The 13,886-nt window shown below is 69.2% G+C and carries 15 protein-coding genes; 7 read left to right on the top strand and 8 right to left on the bottom strand.

Going from position 1 to position 13,886, the window contains the following annotated elements; all coding sequences use genetic code 11:
* Positions 1–181: 181 nt before the first annotated feature.
* The 3 genes from AC08OT_RS12935 to AC08OT_RS12925 all read right to left on the bottom strand — a co-directional run bounded on the left by AC08OT_RS12935 (position 182) and on the right by AC08OT_RS12925 (position 3,071).
* On the bottom strand, positions 182–2,314 hold the full coding sequence (locus AC08OT_RS12935; protein WP_476594193.1) for a carbon starvation CstA family protein: 2,133 nt from the start codon (positions 2,312–2,314) through the stop codon (positions 182–184).
* 107 nt (positions 2,315–2,421) lie between these two features.
* Positions 2,422–2,769 carry a hypothetical protein gene (locus AC08OT_RS12930; protein ID WP_476594192.1) on the bottom strand — a complete coding sequence of 116 codons (348 nt, stop codon included), beginning with the start codon at positions 2,767–2,769 and terminating at the stop codon, positions 2,422–2,424.
* Positions 2,766–3,071, bottom strand: coding sequence for a DUF3311 domain-containing protein (locus AC08OT_RS12925; protein WP_476594191.1), 306 nt, complete (start codon positions 3,069–3,071; stop codon positions 2,766–2,768). The genes AC08OT_RS12930 and AC08OT_RS12925 overlap by 4 nt, the downstream gene beginning before the upstream one ends.
* A gap of 201 nt (positions 3,072–3,272) precedes the next feature.
* On the opposite strand from AC08OT_RS12925, the gene AC08OT_RS12920 reads away from it, so the two are divergent.
* From AC08OT_RS12920 to AC08OT_RS12895, 6 genes are all read left to right on the top strand, one after another.
* Positions 3,273–3,617, top strand: a complete 345-nt coding sequence (locus AC08OT_RS12920; protein WP_476594190.1) for a hypothetical protein — start codon at positions 3,273–3,275, stop codon at positions 3,615–3,617.
* Between the two features lie 302 nt (positions 3,618–3,919).
* Positions 3,920–4,789 (top strand): hypothetical protein, encoded by an 870-nt coding sequence (locus AC08OT_RS12915; protein WP_476596232.1) that lies wholly within the window; start codon positions 3,920–3,922, stop codon positions 4,787–4,789.
* Between the two features lie 6 nt (positions 4,790–4,795).
* On the top strand, positions 4,796–5,374 hold the full coding sequence (locus AC08OT_RS12910; RefSeq protein ID WP_476594188.1) for a SigE family RNA polymerase sigma factor: 579 nt from the start codon (positions 4,796–4,798) through the stop codon (positions 5,372–5,374).
* Entirely contained in the window at positions 5,371–5,589 is a 219-nt protein-coding gene (locus AC08OT_RS12905) for a hypothetical protein (RefSeq protein ID WP_476594187.1), read from the top strand. Before AC08OT_RS12910 ends, AC08OT_RS12905 begins: the two co-directional genes overlap by 4 nt.
* A gap of 157 nt (positions 5,590–5,746) precedes the next feature.
* Positions 5,747–6,931 (top strand): lipid-transfer protein, encoded by a 1,185-nt coding sequence (locus tag AC08OT_RS12900; RefSeq protein ID WP_476602852.1) that lies wholly within the window; start codon positions 5,747–5,749, stop codon positions 6,929–6,931.
* Between the two features lie 43 nt (positions 6,932–6,974).
* Positions 6,975–8,186, top strand: a complete 1,212-nt coding sequence (locus AC08OT_RS12895; RefSeq protein ID WP_476602853.1) for a TetR/AcrR family transcriptional regulator — start codon at positions 6,975–6,977, stop codon at positions 8,184–8,186.
* A 54-nt stretch (positions 8,187–8,240) separates the two neighbouring features.
* Here the strand turns inward: AC08OT_RS12895 and AC08OT_RS12890 are convergent, their stop codons facing one another.
* Genes AC08OT_RS12890 through AC08OT_RS12875 form a run of 4 tightly spaced genes read right to left on the bottom strand, consistent with a single transcriptional unit; the run spans position 8,241 to position 11,986 of the window.
* Positions 8,241–9,152 (bottom strand): metal ABC transporter permease, encoded by a 912-nt coding sequence (locus AC08OT_RS12890; protein WP_476594321.1) that lies wholly within the window; start codon positions 9,150–9,152, stop codon positions 8,241–8,243.
* A complete protein-coding gene (locus AC08OT_RS12885) occupies positions 9,149–10,072 on the bottom strand; it encodes a metal ABC transporter permease (protein ID WP_476594320.1) in 924 nt (307 codons plus the stop codon). The genes AC08OT_RS12890 and AC08OT_RS12885 overlap by 4 nt, the downstream gene beginning before the upstream one ends.
* Complete coding sequence (locus tag AC08OT_RS12880) at positions 10,069–10,977, bottom strand: metal ABC transporter ATP-binding protein (protein WP_476594319.1); 909 nt, start codon at positions 10,975–10,977, stop codon at positions 10,069–10,071. The genes AC08OT_RS12885 and AC08OT_RS12880 overlap by 4 nt, the downstream gene beginning before the upstream one ends.
* Positions 10,978–11,011: 34 nt before the next feature.
* Positions 11,012–11,986, bottom strand: coding sequence for a metal ABC transporter solute-binding protein, Zn/Mn family (locus AC08OT_RS12875; RefSeq protein WP_476594318.1), 975 nt, complete (start codon positions 11,984–11,986; stop codon positions 11,012–11,014).
* Positions 11,987–12,382: 396 nt separating this feature from the next.
* Here AC08OT_RS12875 and AC08OT_RS12870 point away from each other — a divergent pair, with 396 nt between their 5' ends.
* Positions 12,383–12,775, top strand: coding sequence for an SCO5389 family protein (locus tag AC08OT_RS12870; RefSeq protein ID WP_476594317.1), 393 nt, complete (start codon positions 12,383–12,385; stop codon positions 12,773–12,775).
* A 249-nt stretch (positions 12,776–13,024) separates the two neighbouring features.
* Here the strand turns inward: AC08OT_RS12870 and AC08OT_RS12865 are convergent, their stop codons facing one another.
* Positions 13,025–13,534: an AMIN-like domain-containing (lipo)protein gene (locus tag AC08OT_RS12865; RefSeq protein ID WP_476594316.1), complete on the bottom strand. Its 510-nt coding sequence runs from the start codon at positions 13,532–13,534 to the stop codon at positions 13,025–13,027.
* Positions 13,535–13,886 lie beyond the last annotated feature (352 nt).

Here is a 13,886-nt window from a genome sequence, read left to right as displayed (position 1 = left end):
CACCCTCGTACGTGTTCGTCGACGCCGCCGACGGGCACGGCCTGTCTGATTAGATTGAGGGCCGCACCGACGCCGCCGCGCTGACTGTTTGCGCCGGGACGAGCGGGTTCCGGCCTGATGGCCGTCGCCAGCTCGCCTCGGCGCAAACAGATTCAACTCTCGCCATTTTCGTGGGATGTTGTCAGCGGCGCAGCGGCGGTGTGACGGGCTCGGGCTGAGGGGCCACGGCCGCCTGGGCTGCGTCCGCGAGCAGCCGGCGCTCTTCAGCGGTCGCCAACAATCCCCCGGGCGCGACAAAACGGGAGGCTACATAGTCCGCTTCGGTGGTGGGTATCGGCACCCGGGTGCGGACAGCCCGTATGCACACCCGTACCGCATCGGCGAGCACGACGAGCACCAGCAGGGCGAACACTATCGCCATGATCCCGTCCAAGGTCGAGTTTTGGACGACTTTGTGCATGTCGCTGATGCTCTTCGCGGGCGCCAGAACCCTGCCTTCGTCGAGCGCGTCGGCATAGCGGTTCCGTTGGGCGAAGAAGCCGAGCTTGGGATCGTCCGAGAAAACCTTCTGCCAGGCCGCGGTGAAGGTGACGGCGGCATCCCAGCCGAGCGGGACGCCGGGCACCCAGGCCCACCGCGCTCGCCCACTCTTGACGAACAGGGTGGTGACGACCGCCAATGCGATGGCGGCAAGCATCTGGTTGGCCATCCCGAACAGCGGGAACAGCTGGTTGATGCCGCCGAGCGGGTCGGTTGCCCCGGTCCAGAGGAAGTAGCCCCAGGCGCCGACCACCAGCGCGCTGCTCAGCCAGATCCCGGGCCACCAGCTCACCCGGCCGATTGGCTTCCACACGTTCCCGAGCATGTCCTGCAACATGAATCGGCCGACCCGGGTGCCGGCGTCGACAGTGGTCAGGATGAACAATGCCTCGAACATGATCGCGAAGTGGTACCAGAAGGCGGCGAGGCGACCGCCCCCGAATGCGCCTGAAAGGATGTTGGACATGCCGACAGCGAGCGTCGGTGCACCTCCGGTGCGGGCTACCAGCGTCGATTCGCCGACGGCCCGGGCCGCGGATTCGAGGGCGTCCGGGGTGATGGTGAAACCGAGGTTGGTGACCGCGGACGCAGCCGACGCCGCGGTCTTGCCGACGACCCCACCGGGCGCATTCATGGCGTAGTAGAGGCCCGGGCTGAGCACCGCCGCCGCGATCAGCGCCATCAGTGCGACAAGGGACTCGGTCAGCATCGCCCCATAACCGATGAGCCGGACCTGGGACTCCTTCTGGATCATCTTCGGCGTGGTGCCGGACGCGATGAGGGAGTGGAATCCGGACAGGGCACCGCAGGCGATGGTGATGAAGAGGAACGGGAACAGGCTGCCGGCGAACACCGGCCCGTTTCCCCTGATCGCGAAAGTACTGATTGCGTCCGCCTGAAGTACCGGAAATTCGACGAGAACGCCGATGGCGAGCAGCCCGATGGTGCCGACCTTCATAAAGGTCGAGAGGTAGTCGCGGGGCGCGAGCAGGAGCCACACCGGCAGCACCGAGGCGACAAAGCCGTAGCCGACGAGGCAGGCGACCAGTGCCTTCGGGCTGAGTGTAAAGGCGGAGGCGAGGGCGGAGTCCTGGATCCAGCGGCCGCCGACAAGGGCCGCGAACAGTCCGGCGACACCGACGGCGGTGGCCTCAGCGACCCGGCCGGGTCGCAGCACCCGCAGGTAGATGCCCATGAACAGGGCGATCGGGATCGTCATTGCGATCGAGAAGGTGCCCCATGCAGAGGCGGCGAGCGCGTTCACCACGACAAGCGCCAGCACCGCCAGCAAAATGATCATTATGGCGAAGACAGCCACCAGTGCCGCTGTCCCGCCCACCGGGCCGATCTCGTCGCGCGCCATCTGGCCCAGGCTCTTGCCGTCCCGCCGCATGGAGAAGAACAACGTCACCATGTCCTGCACGGCACCGGCGAAAATAACACCGGCGATGATCCAGATCGTCCCGGGCAGATACCCCATCTGTACGGCGAGCACCGGGCCGACGAGCGGACCGGCCCCGGCGATGGCAGCGAAGTGGTGGCCAAACAGGACCCGCCGGTCGGTCGGCTGGTAGTCGACGCCGTTGTCGAGGCGTTCGGCCGGCGTCGCCCGGCTGTCATCCACCCGCAGCACCCGGTTTGCGATGAACCGGGCGTAGAAGCGGTAGGCGATGGCGAAGGATCCCAGGCCGGCGAGCAGGATCCACGCCGCAGAGATCGACTCGTGGCGGGACATCGCGAGCACAGCCCAGCTGATCGCGCCGGCCGCCGACACCGTGGTCCAGATGGCTATCGAACGGAGCCGGCCGGTCCTCCGGCCAAGGCCAGGCCCACGACCGCCGCCAGGCGGAAGGCCGGTTCCGGCAGTATCGAGACGGGTAGTCATACGAGGCGTCCTTTGGCGAGAGCGGCCCGGCCGAGCAGGTCAGCGAGCCCGACATCGGGCGGCAGGTCGGTGCTGAAGCGCCGGAAGCCGAGCCGCGAGCGGCAGTCGACTGTGACATCGCGGCCCAGGAGGAACGGATAGGCAAGTGGATGGGCTACGGCGCTGCCACCGGGATCCGCGTCCACCGGGCGGAAACCCCGGTGCCGCGGCACGAGCGCCCGCGGCGCGGTGCGCAGCCACAGTTGACCGGTGCAGGCGCAGCACAGCCCCAGCGGGGCCCAGTCAAAAACGACTACCTCGCCCTCGCGGAGCGCCGCGCGGGCCCGGTCGGTGAACCGGATCATCGCAGGCCTTCCGGCGCCGTTCCCCGACTGTGCAGCCGCCAAGCGGCGGCGGTCAGCAGCGCGCTTAAGGGCACCCAGGCAAGCTGATACCAGTAAAAGAACGGCACCCCGGCCAGCCGTGGCTCATCCTGCGCATAAAGCGGGACCGCCAGCAGGGCTGCGAACGGTGTCCCGAGGCACGCGACCGCGGCGGTTCGCCGCCGACGTGCCGCCGCGCGGGCCGGACGACCGGCGGCCGGCCGGCCTGCGGAGTTCGCCGGGGCACCCCGCTGGGTGTCCCGGCCCTGCTCATCGTGCCACATCCTGATCTCCCTGCATTTTGATCTTCCTGGTGGTAAGCCACCGCCTGGCCCAGGTACCCAGGCCGGGTGGTCACGCAGGCCGCGATGGTGTCACCGGGAGAGTTGCTCGCCGCGCCTCCGCGGTTTACGACTTGGTGAGCTAGAGGTTTACGGCTTGTTTCGGGATGATACGGGAAGCCGCGTGTAACGGAGGGTGTTCGGATGGCCGACGGGACGACCGTGGCGGGATTCACCGTCGTGATAGCAGGCACTTCGTTACTATCGGTAAGGACGCGCGCGTTCTATCGGCGGGACGAGCTCCCCTCGCCGGAAGGGTGGGCGCTCGCAGGGCGCCCGTTCGGTGGCGTTCTGACCTGGTTCCTGCTCGGCGGTGCGATCTACACCGCATATACCTTCGCCGCGGTGCCCGGCCTCGTCTACGGGGTGGGCGCTCTCGGCTTCTTCGCGCTGCCCTATACGATCATCGTCTATCCGCTAGCCTTCGTGCTCCTCCCACGTCTGGCGGAGACGGCTCGGCGCCACGGCTACGTCACGGTGGGCGACTAGGTGCGGGAACGCCACCGGTCGCCGCTGCTCGCGCTCGCCGTGGCGCTGACCGGAATCGTGGCCACCACGCCGTACATCGCGCTGCAGTTGGTCGGCGTCCGCGCGGTGCTCGTTGCCGGCGGCCTCATCCCGCCTGGGCTGCCCGGCGACCTGGTGCTGGCCTCGGTGTTCGGGGGGCTCGCCGTCGCGACCTATCACAGCGGCATCCGCGCTCCGGCACTCGTCTCGGTCGCCAAAGGAATTCTGATCTTCCTGGCGGTCTTCGCCGTGGTCGGACTCGTCCTAGCCAGGCTCGGCGGAACATGGCCGCGGACGGCTTGCCGGATCCGTCACTCACGCTGGAGCCGTCGACGTTCGCCGCGTTCGCGAGCCTCGTGCTCGGCTCGGCGATGGCCCTGCTGGTGTACCCACACGTGCTCACCGCCGCCTTCGCGGCGAAGAACCCCGACGTCCTGCGCCGCTCGGCGGTCACCCTGCCGGCCTGGACGGGCCTGCTCGGACTCTTCGGGCTGCTCGGCGTTGCCGCCTTGGCCGCGGGGGTACGCGCACCCCGCGGGCAGGCCGAAGCAGCTGTCCCGCTGCTCGTCCAGCAGCTGGCCCCGCCGGTTGCCACCGGCGTCGTCTTCGGCGCGCTCGTTGTCGCGGCGCTCGTCCCCGCGGCGGTGATGTCGGTGGCGGTCGCTATGCTCTTCGTCTGCAACGTATACGTCGAGTATTTTCACCCCACGGCCACCCCCAAGCATCAGGTCCGGGTGGCCCGCGGTGTCTCGCTGGTGACAAAGATCGGGGCATTCGCCTTCGTGCTCGGTCTGCACGACCAGGATGCCATCGATCTGCAGCTGCTGGGCGGGGTCTGGATACTCCAGACCTTCCCGGCGGTCGGGATCGGCCTGTTCTCCACCTGGCTGCATCGCGGTGCGCTGCTCGCCGGATGGGCGGTAGGAATGGCGGCGGGAACCTGCCTGGTAACCTTCGGCGAATTCTCCGCGGTGGTGAACCTGCACCTGTTCGGGGCGTCCGTGCCGCTGTACACGGCGCTCCTCGCGCTCGGGCTGAATCTGGCGGTCGCCACCGCGCTCACCCCGGTCCTTCACCGCGTCGGCGTGGCCCGAAGCAGCCGGATATCCCAGGTGGACCGACTCCCCCGGCCGGACGCGCCGGGATGGCGGTGAGCGGCGGTGCAGGGCATCCTCAAAGATCCAGCAGTCGTCACTGCCGGCGACGCCGCTACTCTGCTGCCTGCCGGGGAGATCCAGGTGAATCTTCACGATCTTGATCGGGAGACCGCCCTCACACGACTCTTCAATACCCACTACGTCTCATTGGTACGACTGGCCGCCCTCCTCGGCGCGGACGACCCGGAGGATATCGCCGCGCAGGCGTTCTACGAGCTCTACCGGCGCTGGCGAAAACTGCGGGACTCGACCGCCACCCTGCCGTATATACGTAGCATAGTCTGCAATCTCACCCGAATGCGACTACGCCATCTCCAGGTCGTCCGAAAACATCTGGAATGGCCATCAGGCCAGATAGAATCGGCGGAGACGCAAGCGCTGCTGCGACACGAACAGCGAGCTGTAGTCGTCGCGTTACAGCGGCTTTCGCCGCGCCAGCGGGAGGCCCTGGTACTGCGGCACTGGCTCGGCCTGAAGGAATCCGAGATAGCCGCGGTCATGGGGATTTCCTGCGGCGCAGTGAAATCCCATGCGGCCCGGGGAATGGCGGCGCTGTCCCGCGCGATGGAGTCCCAGACATGACGTATCACACCGGGCCGCTCAACGACACCGAACGACGGCTGCGCGACGCCCTGGACGCTCTCGCCGACGGCGTGCCCGTGTCGCCCGACGCCTACCGGCGGGCGCGGGCCACCTGGCGCCGCCGCGAGCGCCGCAGGCGGCTCATCCTCGCCGTCGTCATCGCGGTGGTCTTCACCTTCGCGAACCTGGTCGGCCTGTGGGCGCTCAACCACTGACCGGTGTGGACTTCGCCCGATCGCAGGCTGTGACACACCCGCGTCGCTCCACCTTATGAATCCTCGCAAGCACGCTTACGCCACACCTCTCCCCTTGACGTGCGCTACTGTGGTGCTCACGGTGTTAAGTGAACAATAGCTAGCCCATGGAGCGATGATGGGCGGTCGGGTGATGGTGGCGGGCGTCGGCATGGTGCCGTTCGCGACGCCGAGCAGGAGCGACAGCTACGACGTGCTGGTCGAGGGGGCGGTCAGGGCGGCGTTGGCCGATGCTGGGATCGACCTGGCTGCGGTCCAGCAGGCGTACGCCGGCTATATGTACGGCGACTCGACGAGCGGGCAGAAGGCGCTGTACCGGGTGGGGATGACCGGGGCGCCGGTGGTGAACGTGAACAACAACTGCTCGAGTGGGTCGTCGGCGCTGTTCCTGGCGCGGCAGGCGGTGGCTTCCGGGGCGGCGGACCGCGTGCTGGCGTTCGGGTTCGAGCAGATGCGGCGCGGCGCGCTGACGATGCAGTGGGACGACCGGCCCAACGCCTTCGGGCGGTTCGACGACGTGGTCACCAAGGTGCAGGGCGAGGTCGAGGGGGTGCCGTTCGCACCGCGGTACTTCGCCGGTGCGGGCGCGGCCTACTGCGAGAAGTACGGGATGGACCCGGCGGTATTCGCGCGGATCTCGGTGAAGTCGCGCCGGCACGCGGCCAACAACCCGTATGCGGTGTTCACTGATCCGGTGACCGTGGCGGAGGTTCTTGCCTCGCCGCGGATCCTCGGTTGGCTGACCCGGTTGCAGTGCTGCCCGCCCACCTGTGGCGCGGCCGCCGCGGTGGTCGTTTCCGAGGATTTCGCGCGCGCCCACGGGCTGCGCGCCGATGTGGCGATCATCGCGCAGGCGATGACCACGGATACCCCGTCCTCGTTCGACGGGGACCTGATGCGCCTGGTCGGTTACGACATGACCGCGGCCGCCGCGCGGCAGGTGTACGAGGTGGCCGGGGTGGACCCGCTCGACGTGCGCGTGGTGGAGCTGCACGACTGCTTCACCAGCAATGAGCTGATGTCCTACGAGGCGCTGGGGCTGACCCCGGAGGGCACGGCAGAGAAGTTCATCGTCGACGGCGACAACACCTACGGCGGCCGGGTGGTGACTAATCCGTCGGGTGGGCTGCTGTCCAAGGGGCACCCGCTGGGCGCGACCGGGTTGGCGCAGTGCGCGGAGCTGGTGTGGCAGTTGCGCGGCGAGGCCGACAAGCGCCAGGTCGAGGACGTGACCGTGGCGCTGCAGCATAACATCGGCCTCGGCGGCGCCGCCGTGGTCGCCCTCTACGAGAAGGTAGGCTGATTCGCACCTCGGAGACCGAGGGGGTCGTACCGAGGGGGTTGTCCTGCCGGACCGCACGCTTGCGCCGCCGCGCGGCACCCGCCCGCGTAACCGGCGAGCGCTGATCCTCGGCGCTGCCTCGGACCTGTTCGCCCGCCGCGGCTACGACCAGATCGGCATGACCGATCTCGCCGAGGCCGTGGCGGTCGGCCCGTCCGCGCTATACCGGCACTTCTCCGGTAAACAGGACCTGCTCCGCGAGGTCATCTCTGCAGGCCTGGCCCCGCTGCGGCGCCTGCTCGATGATCTCGATCTCGCGGACCGTGCCGGCCGCACCGACCGCGCCACGGCGTCGGCCCGGCTCGCCGCCCGCTGCCTCGACGAACGCCACATCGGCGTGCTCTGGCAGCGCGAAGCCCGCCATCTGACCCCTGACGACCATGCTCTGCTGCGCGCCGAGGTCCGCGAGATCGGACGCCGCCTCACCGACCGGGTGCGCGCCGCCCGCCCCGAGCTCGACCCCCCCACCGCGGACCTGCTCACCTGGGCGATGCTGGCCGTGCTGATAAGCCCGTCCTTCCACCACCTGGACCTGCCCCGGCCCGCCTACGACGACCTGCTCGCCGAGCTCACCGACCTCGTGCTGGACACCCCGCTGCCCGGCATCCGCACCGCATCGCCGCCGCGACCAGCCGGACCACCACCAGCCGGACTGCCGCTGCGGCCGGCCTCCCGCCGCGAGGCGCTGCTCACCCAGGCGGTGCGGATGTTCGCCACCCACGGCTACGCCGGCGTCGGCATCGAGGACATCGGCAACGCCGTCGGCATCACCGGCCCCAGCGTCTACCACCACTTCCCGAGCAAGCTGGACATGCTGCGCACCGCGTTCCAGCGCAGCACGGCCGCCCTGTTGATGGACGTCAGCGCGATCTATCGGGCTTCGAACGACGCCGCCGACGCCCTGCGCCGGCTGCTCGGCTCCTACCTCCGGTTCACCCAGGCCCACCACGACCTGATCGGGCTACTGATCACCGAGGTCGAGCACCTGCCGGAGGACGAATGCCACGTCGCCCGCCGGGCCCAGCACGACTACCTCACCGAATGGGTTCACCTGCTCCGGCTCGTGCACCCCGAGCTCGACCCCACCGCCGCCCGGATCCGGGTGCACGCCGCGGTCTCCGTCGCCAACGACACGGCCCGCACCCCGCACCTGCGGCACAACCCGGGCCTGCCGGCCGCGGTCGAGTTGATCTGCGGCCGGCTGCTCGGGCTCTGACCTGGCGCTTCCCCGGACCGCGCGCGACCGCGCCGGTGGCGCCGGTGGGTTCGATCAGGCCGAACGAGGCGCGTCCGCGGACGGGTGCCGCACCGCCCGCGCCAAGCCCGAGTCCGCGACCAGCCGGGTAACGGTCAGCGTGACGGTGTAGGTGGCGGTGGCGAGGGCAAGGATGGCGAAGCTCGGGGGGATCCGCGGGGCGAGGTAGCTGGTGGTCAGTCCGGCCCAGGTCACCGCGACCGCGACCGCGGTGGAGATCATCATTCCATGGTAAGGGCGGGCGGTGAGCCGGTGGGCGGTGCCGGCGGGTGCGGCGAACAGGCCGAGGAGCAGCAGGGCACCGACGGCCTGGGTGGCCTCGGCGGCGGTCGCCCCGACAAGGCCGAGGAAACCGACGCCAAGGAGGCGGACGGGGACACCTCGGGCGGCCGCGACCGCGCCGTCCAGGCTGGCGAACAGCAGGGGGCGCCCGATCGCGATGGTGGCGAGGCAGAGGAAGGCGGCGAGTATGGCAGCCTCCCAGGCGTGGGAGGCGTCCAGGCCGAAGATCGAGCCGAACAGGACGGTGACGCCGGCGGTGCCGTTGCCGGTGTTGCGGTGGGTGGTGTAAAGGGTAAGGAAGAGCACCCCGAGGCCGAGGACCCAGGCGAACACGCTGCCGATGACGACGTCGTCGGCGTGGCCGCGGGGGCCGAGAGCGCCGAGGGCGCCGAGGGCGCACCCGACGGTGACGGTGGCGGCGAACAGGCCGACGCGGGCATCGATCCCGGTGGCCAGGGCGGCGAGTGCGCCGGTGAACGCCACATGGGACAACGCGTCGGCGGTGAAGACCTGGGCGCGCAGGACGAGGAAGTAGCCGACGAGTCCGGCCGCCATAGCAATCCCCGTTCCGGCGATGAACGCATGCTGCATGAACGGGTACTCGAACATCGCGGTCAGTCCGGTGTCCGCCGTGGCTGCGGTCATGCTGCTGCTCCGGTCGTCCGGGGGACGCGGGCGGCCCGGCCGAGCAGGTCGCGCGCGCCGACGGCGAGACGGGCGAGGAGGTACAGGCCGAAGGAGAAGCTGGTGATGAAAAAGCCGAACGGATAGGGCGAGTAGTAGGCCACGGTCAGCCCGGCCCAGGTGACCAGCAGGCCTAGCAGCACGGTGAGCGTGAGGCTGAGGGCCGGTCGGGTGGTGAGGACCTGTGCGGTCGCGGCCGGGATGACCAGCAGGGTGAAGACGAGGAGGGTTCCGGTGATCTGGCTGACCTCCGCGGCGGTGCTCCCGAGCAGGATCAGGAAAACCACCGACAGACCCCGCACCGGCACTCCGGCGGCGGCGGCCACAGCTGGATCGAGCGAGGCGAACAGCAGTGGCCGCCCGATGAGCGCCAGCACTGCCAGGACCGCCACGGCGACGGCGGTCAGCGTGAGGACCATGTCGTCGGTGATTCCCAGGAAGCTGCCGAACAGCAGCGTGTTGACCCCGCCGAAGAATCCCTTGTACAGGCTGACGAACAGGAATCCGCAGGCCAGCGCGAACGCCTGGACGGTACCGATGATGGCCGACTCCGCGGCCCGCCCGGCTGCCCCACCCAGCCCGGGGACAGCAGCGATGATCAGCGCCGCGGTAAGGCAGAAGGCGAAGTAGCCGTAGGTCGCGCCCAGGCCGAGCCAGATCGCCCCGGCCGCGCCCGGGAAACCGGCCACGGCGAGGGTGTGGCCGGCGAAGGCCTGGCGGCGTAGGACCATGAACCATCCAGTTGCCCCGGCGGTCAGCGCGACGATGGTTCCGGCCCGGAACGCGTTCACCATGAACGGGTAGGCGAACATCTGCCGGACGTCGCGGACCAGGTTCCACGACAGGCCCGCGTCGGTCGCGACCACCGCCGCAGTGATCACAGGTGGCCGGTCCCGTTATGACGGTCGGTGTGTACAGCGGGCGGCTCGGGCTGGCCGACGACGACGAGGCGCCCGTCGGAGGTGGTCAGCACCTCGATGGGGGCCTGGTAGAGCCGGCTTAACGTCGCACTGGTGATGACCTCGGCGGGAGAGCCCGAGACCGCACCGCCGGCGGCGAGGTAGATGACCCGGTCGAGGCTGGGCAGGATCGGGTTGACGTCGTGGGCGACCATCAGCACGGTCACCCCCGCCGTCTGGCAGATAGTGCGGATGAGGGCCGCGACCGCGGCGGCGTTGGGCGGGTCCAGGCTGTCCAACGGTTCGTCGAGGAGCAACAGCCGGGGCCGGCGGGCGAGCGCCTGGGCGATCAGAAGCCGCTGCTGCTCCCCACCGGACAGCCGGCCGATCGGCTGGTGGGCGTAGCCGGTGGCGCCGACCTGCTCGACGAGTTCGGCGACGCGCCGCCGCGCTGTCCGGGCGCGATCTCTGCCGGGCAGCGGCAGACCCCACCGGTGGCCGTCGAGACCGAGGCGGACGATGTCAAGCCCCCGGATCCGTACCGACGGGTCGAAGCTCCGTCGCTGCGGCAGATAGCCGACCTCGGCGCGGGCCCGCCCGGGATGCCGGCCCAGCACCACCACCCGCCCCGCGGCCAGCGGCAGCAGGCCAAGGGCCGCCTTGAGCAGGGTGGACTTACCGACGCCGTTGGGACCGAGGATCGCGACGAACTCCCCCGCGCCGGCCTCGACGCTCACCCCGCTCCATACCATCCGCCTGCCGAGACGAACCGCCGCACCCTCGAACATCACCGCCGATACGGCCGGCCGGTCGCTGCCGGCCGGCGCCACCGCCTCGTCAACCTCGGCGCTCGAGCCGCCGGATCGAGGGTACGCCACCGTCGCCATCCTCGTTACCTTCCGCTTACGTGCCGGTTGCCACTTACTTACCGGTTGCCTGCGCCAGCGACCCGCGCAGGGCTTCCAACTGGGCGACCTGCCACTCCTGGAACGATGCTCCGGCCGGGACGAGCGTCTCGGTGATGGTGGTCACCGGGATGTGGGCCGCCTTCGCCTCCTCAACCTGCCGTTGCACGTCCGGGGTGGCGTTCTGGCTGTTGTAGACGTAGACTTTGATCTCCCCGGTCTTGATCTGACTGTCGATGGTGCTCTTGTCCGCGGCAGTCGGGTCGGTGCCCTCCGAGATCGCGCGCAGGAAGGCCGGCGGGGTCAGCAGGTTCAGCCCGAGCGCCGGGGACAGCATCTCGAAGATGCTCTCCGAGGCCCCGACCGGCGTCCCGGCGTACTTCTTCTTGATCGTTGCGATGAGGTCGGTGTACGGCTTGAGGGTCGTGGCGGTGAAGGATGCCCGCTGCTGATCGAAGTAGCCCGCGCCAGCGGGGTCGATCTTCTTGTAGTCGGCGGTGACCTGGTCGATCACCTTCGCGACGTCATCCGGGTTGTACCAGCGATGCGGGTTGTCGCCGTCATTCGCGCCGACCAGGTCGCCGACGGTCAGCGTCACCCGCCCGGCCGCCGGGTTGGCCGCCGCCAGCTTGCCCGCCCACGGGTCGTAGCCGACGCCGTTGTCGATGAACAGCCGCGCACCGGCGATCGCCCGGCCGTCGGCGGGGGTCGGCTCATAGTCGTGCGGGTCGGCGTCGGGATTGTCGATGATGCTGGTGACCGCCACCCGATCGCCCCCCAGCTGGGCGGCGATGCTGCCCCAGAAGTTCTCGGCCGCCACCACAGCGATCTTCCCGCTGCCGGTGGCGCCGGTCCCGGTGTCCTCCGACGAGGACGTCCCACACGCGGCCACGACCATCGCCACGCCGGCGGCCACTACCCCCAGGCCGCGCGGCATCCGCCCGGGCTGCACCCGCCAGCGCCGCACCGTGACCAGCCGTGCACCATCCACCACGATCTCCCTGCTTGTCACCCGACCGGACCTGCTAGCAGTACCGGGATTCATTTTCGCAAAGGTAGCGGCTAATGGAAACCGTTACAAGTTCGAGTTCGAGCGGTCGGCGATGACGCGGGGCGGGCCGCCCATCCGCCCATCCGCCTGCATGATCGACCAGATGCTTTGCCGGGTCGGACGCCCTGCGCCGTCCACCGGGGGCGCGCACCGGGCGTGCACCGGGTGTACGGAGGCGGGACGCGCCGCATCGCACGGCAGATCCGGCGGGGTGTCGGGGTGCGCCGCCGCGGCGCAATCGATCTGCACACGGAGTATCACTGTCGGTATTGACAACGGTTGTTGTATCCAAGACAGTGGTGATCGTTGTCGCTGCCACCAGCCCAGGAGGTATCCATGTCCCTGACGGTGTCGCCCGACCTGTTGGAGCAGGCCGAACAAGGTCACGTCGACGAGGCCGACTTCCTCGCCTGTATCCGCACTTCCCTGCCCTACGCCTACGGACTGGTCGAGCGGCTCGCCGGCGAGCTGCCCACCGCAGCCCGCGACTTCGCCGACAACCAGACCCCGCCCACGGACGACGCCGAGCAGGGACAGCTGTTGCGGGCGATGGCCAGCACCTCGATACGCGCGGCCCTGGAACGGCACTTCGGCGTGGCGCTAGCCTTCCAGAACTGCCATCGGCTGGCCGCTTTCCGCCCCCAGGCCACGGGCGGCGAGCAGTACCGCCGCTTCATCTCCCCGGAGAGCCAGGTCCTCAACCAGCAACCGGAGTTCGTCAACTGCTAGCCTGGGCTCCCGGGATATTTTGATCTCGATGGCCCGGCGGGCCGGTGTTGTCCATTTTGTATCTGATTTGTCCTGGACGTTCATCCACCGGCCCGCCTGGCCCTCTGATCAGAATCGGGTACCACCCGCAACATGGCGTCGATCGTGGGGAGCGTCGAGGCAGACGGACCTCCTACCTCGCGTTCATCGACGCCACCAACACCAAAGCGTCGATCGCGCAACGGGACAGGGCGCTGTGGCGTGTTACCGCTACCGCGTTGGGATGCTCAGGATGACGTCGCGGCCCACGCTGCTCACGGTCGGATGCGCGGGCGGTGCTGGCCTGTGCCCACACAGCCCGAGGTAGTAGGTCACCACACCCTCGAAGTCGCCGCCCCGCTTCACGTCGATGACATTCGTTGTCCGGCCGAGAGGGAAGAGGTTCCTCGGAGCGGTGGGTTGACCTTCGAGGTTGTGTGCGGCGGCGTTGTGGAGGGTGACCTTCACGAAGGATCGTCCCAGCACAAAGACCCGGTTACCGGATCCGTCCTGGATCAGCCCCGATCTCGGCACGTACTCGGCTCTGACATCTTTCGGCGCCGACGGCCGGAAGGTGAAGGTGACGATGTCCACCCGGGCGCTGGCCGCGTGGGCGAAGCGGATGTGCATGAGCACAGGTGTGACCGGTGGAGCCGCCGCCCGAGAAACCCCCATCTCGCTGAAGACCAAGCTGAGGGTGAGGAGCAGGACGGCGCTCGTGACTGTGGCGATCCTTCTCATTTCTGGTTCCTTCTTCTTCGCTGCTTGAGGGGCGCCGAAAGGCGTCCAACCTGATGCGTGTAGCCGAGCGTCTTGTGGTGGTGCCCGGGCCGGGCCAGGCACCGCACGCAGAGCGTGTGCGCCGCTCGCCCGGACCGTTTCCGGGTAGCTGGCGCACGGCAATCGGTATGAGTCAGGGCCCTGCCACGGAGGGAGACACAGATCACCGTTATGAGCCTCGGTGAAGGCGTTGGTCCTTACTCCGTGCATGAGGCCACCCCCTCGGGGGTTCCGCTCGCGGCCTACAGGTTCCGCCCTGCCCTGAGGGGCGTCAACTCGGCGAACCGGAGGAATCCGGGCCGGTGGCCGGTGG

Source organism: Frankia sp. CgJB1, from assembly GCF_977947065.1.
Note: the sequence above shows the minus strand (reverse complement) of the source record. Positions and strands in the feature narration are given on the sequence as shown.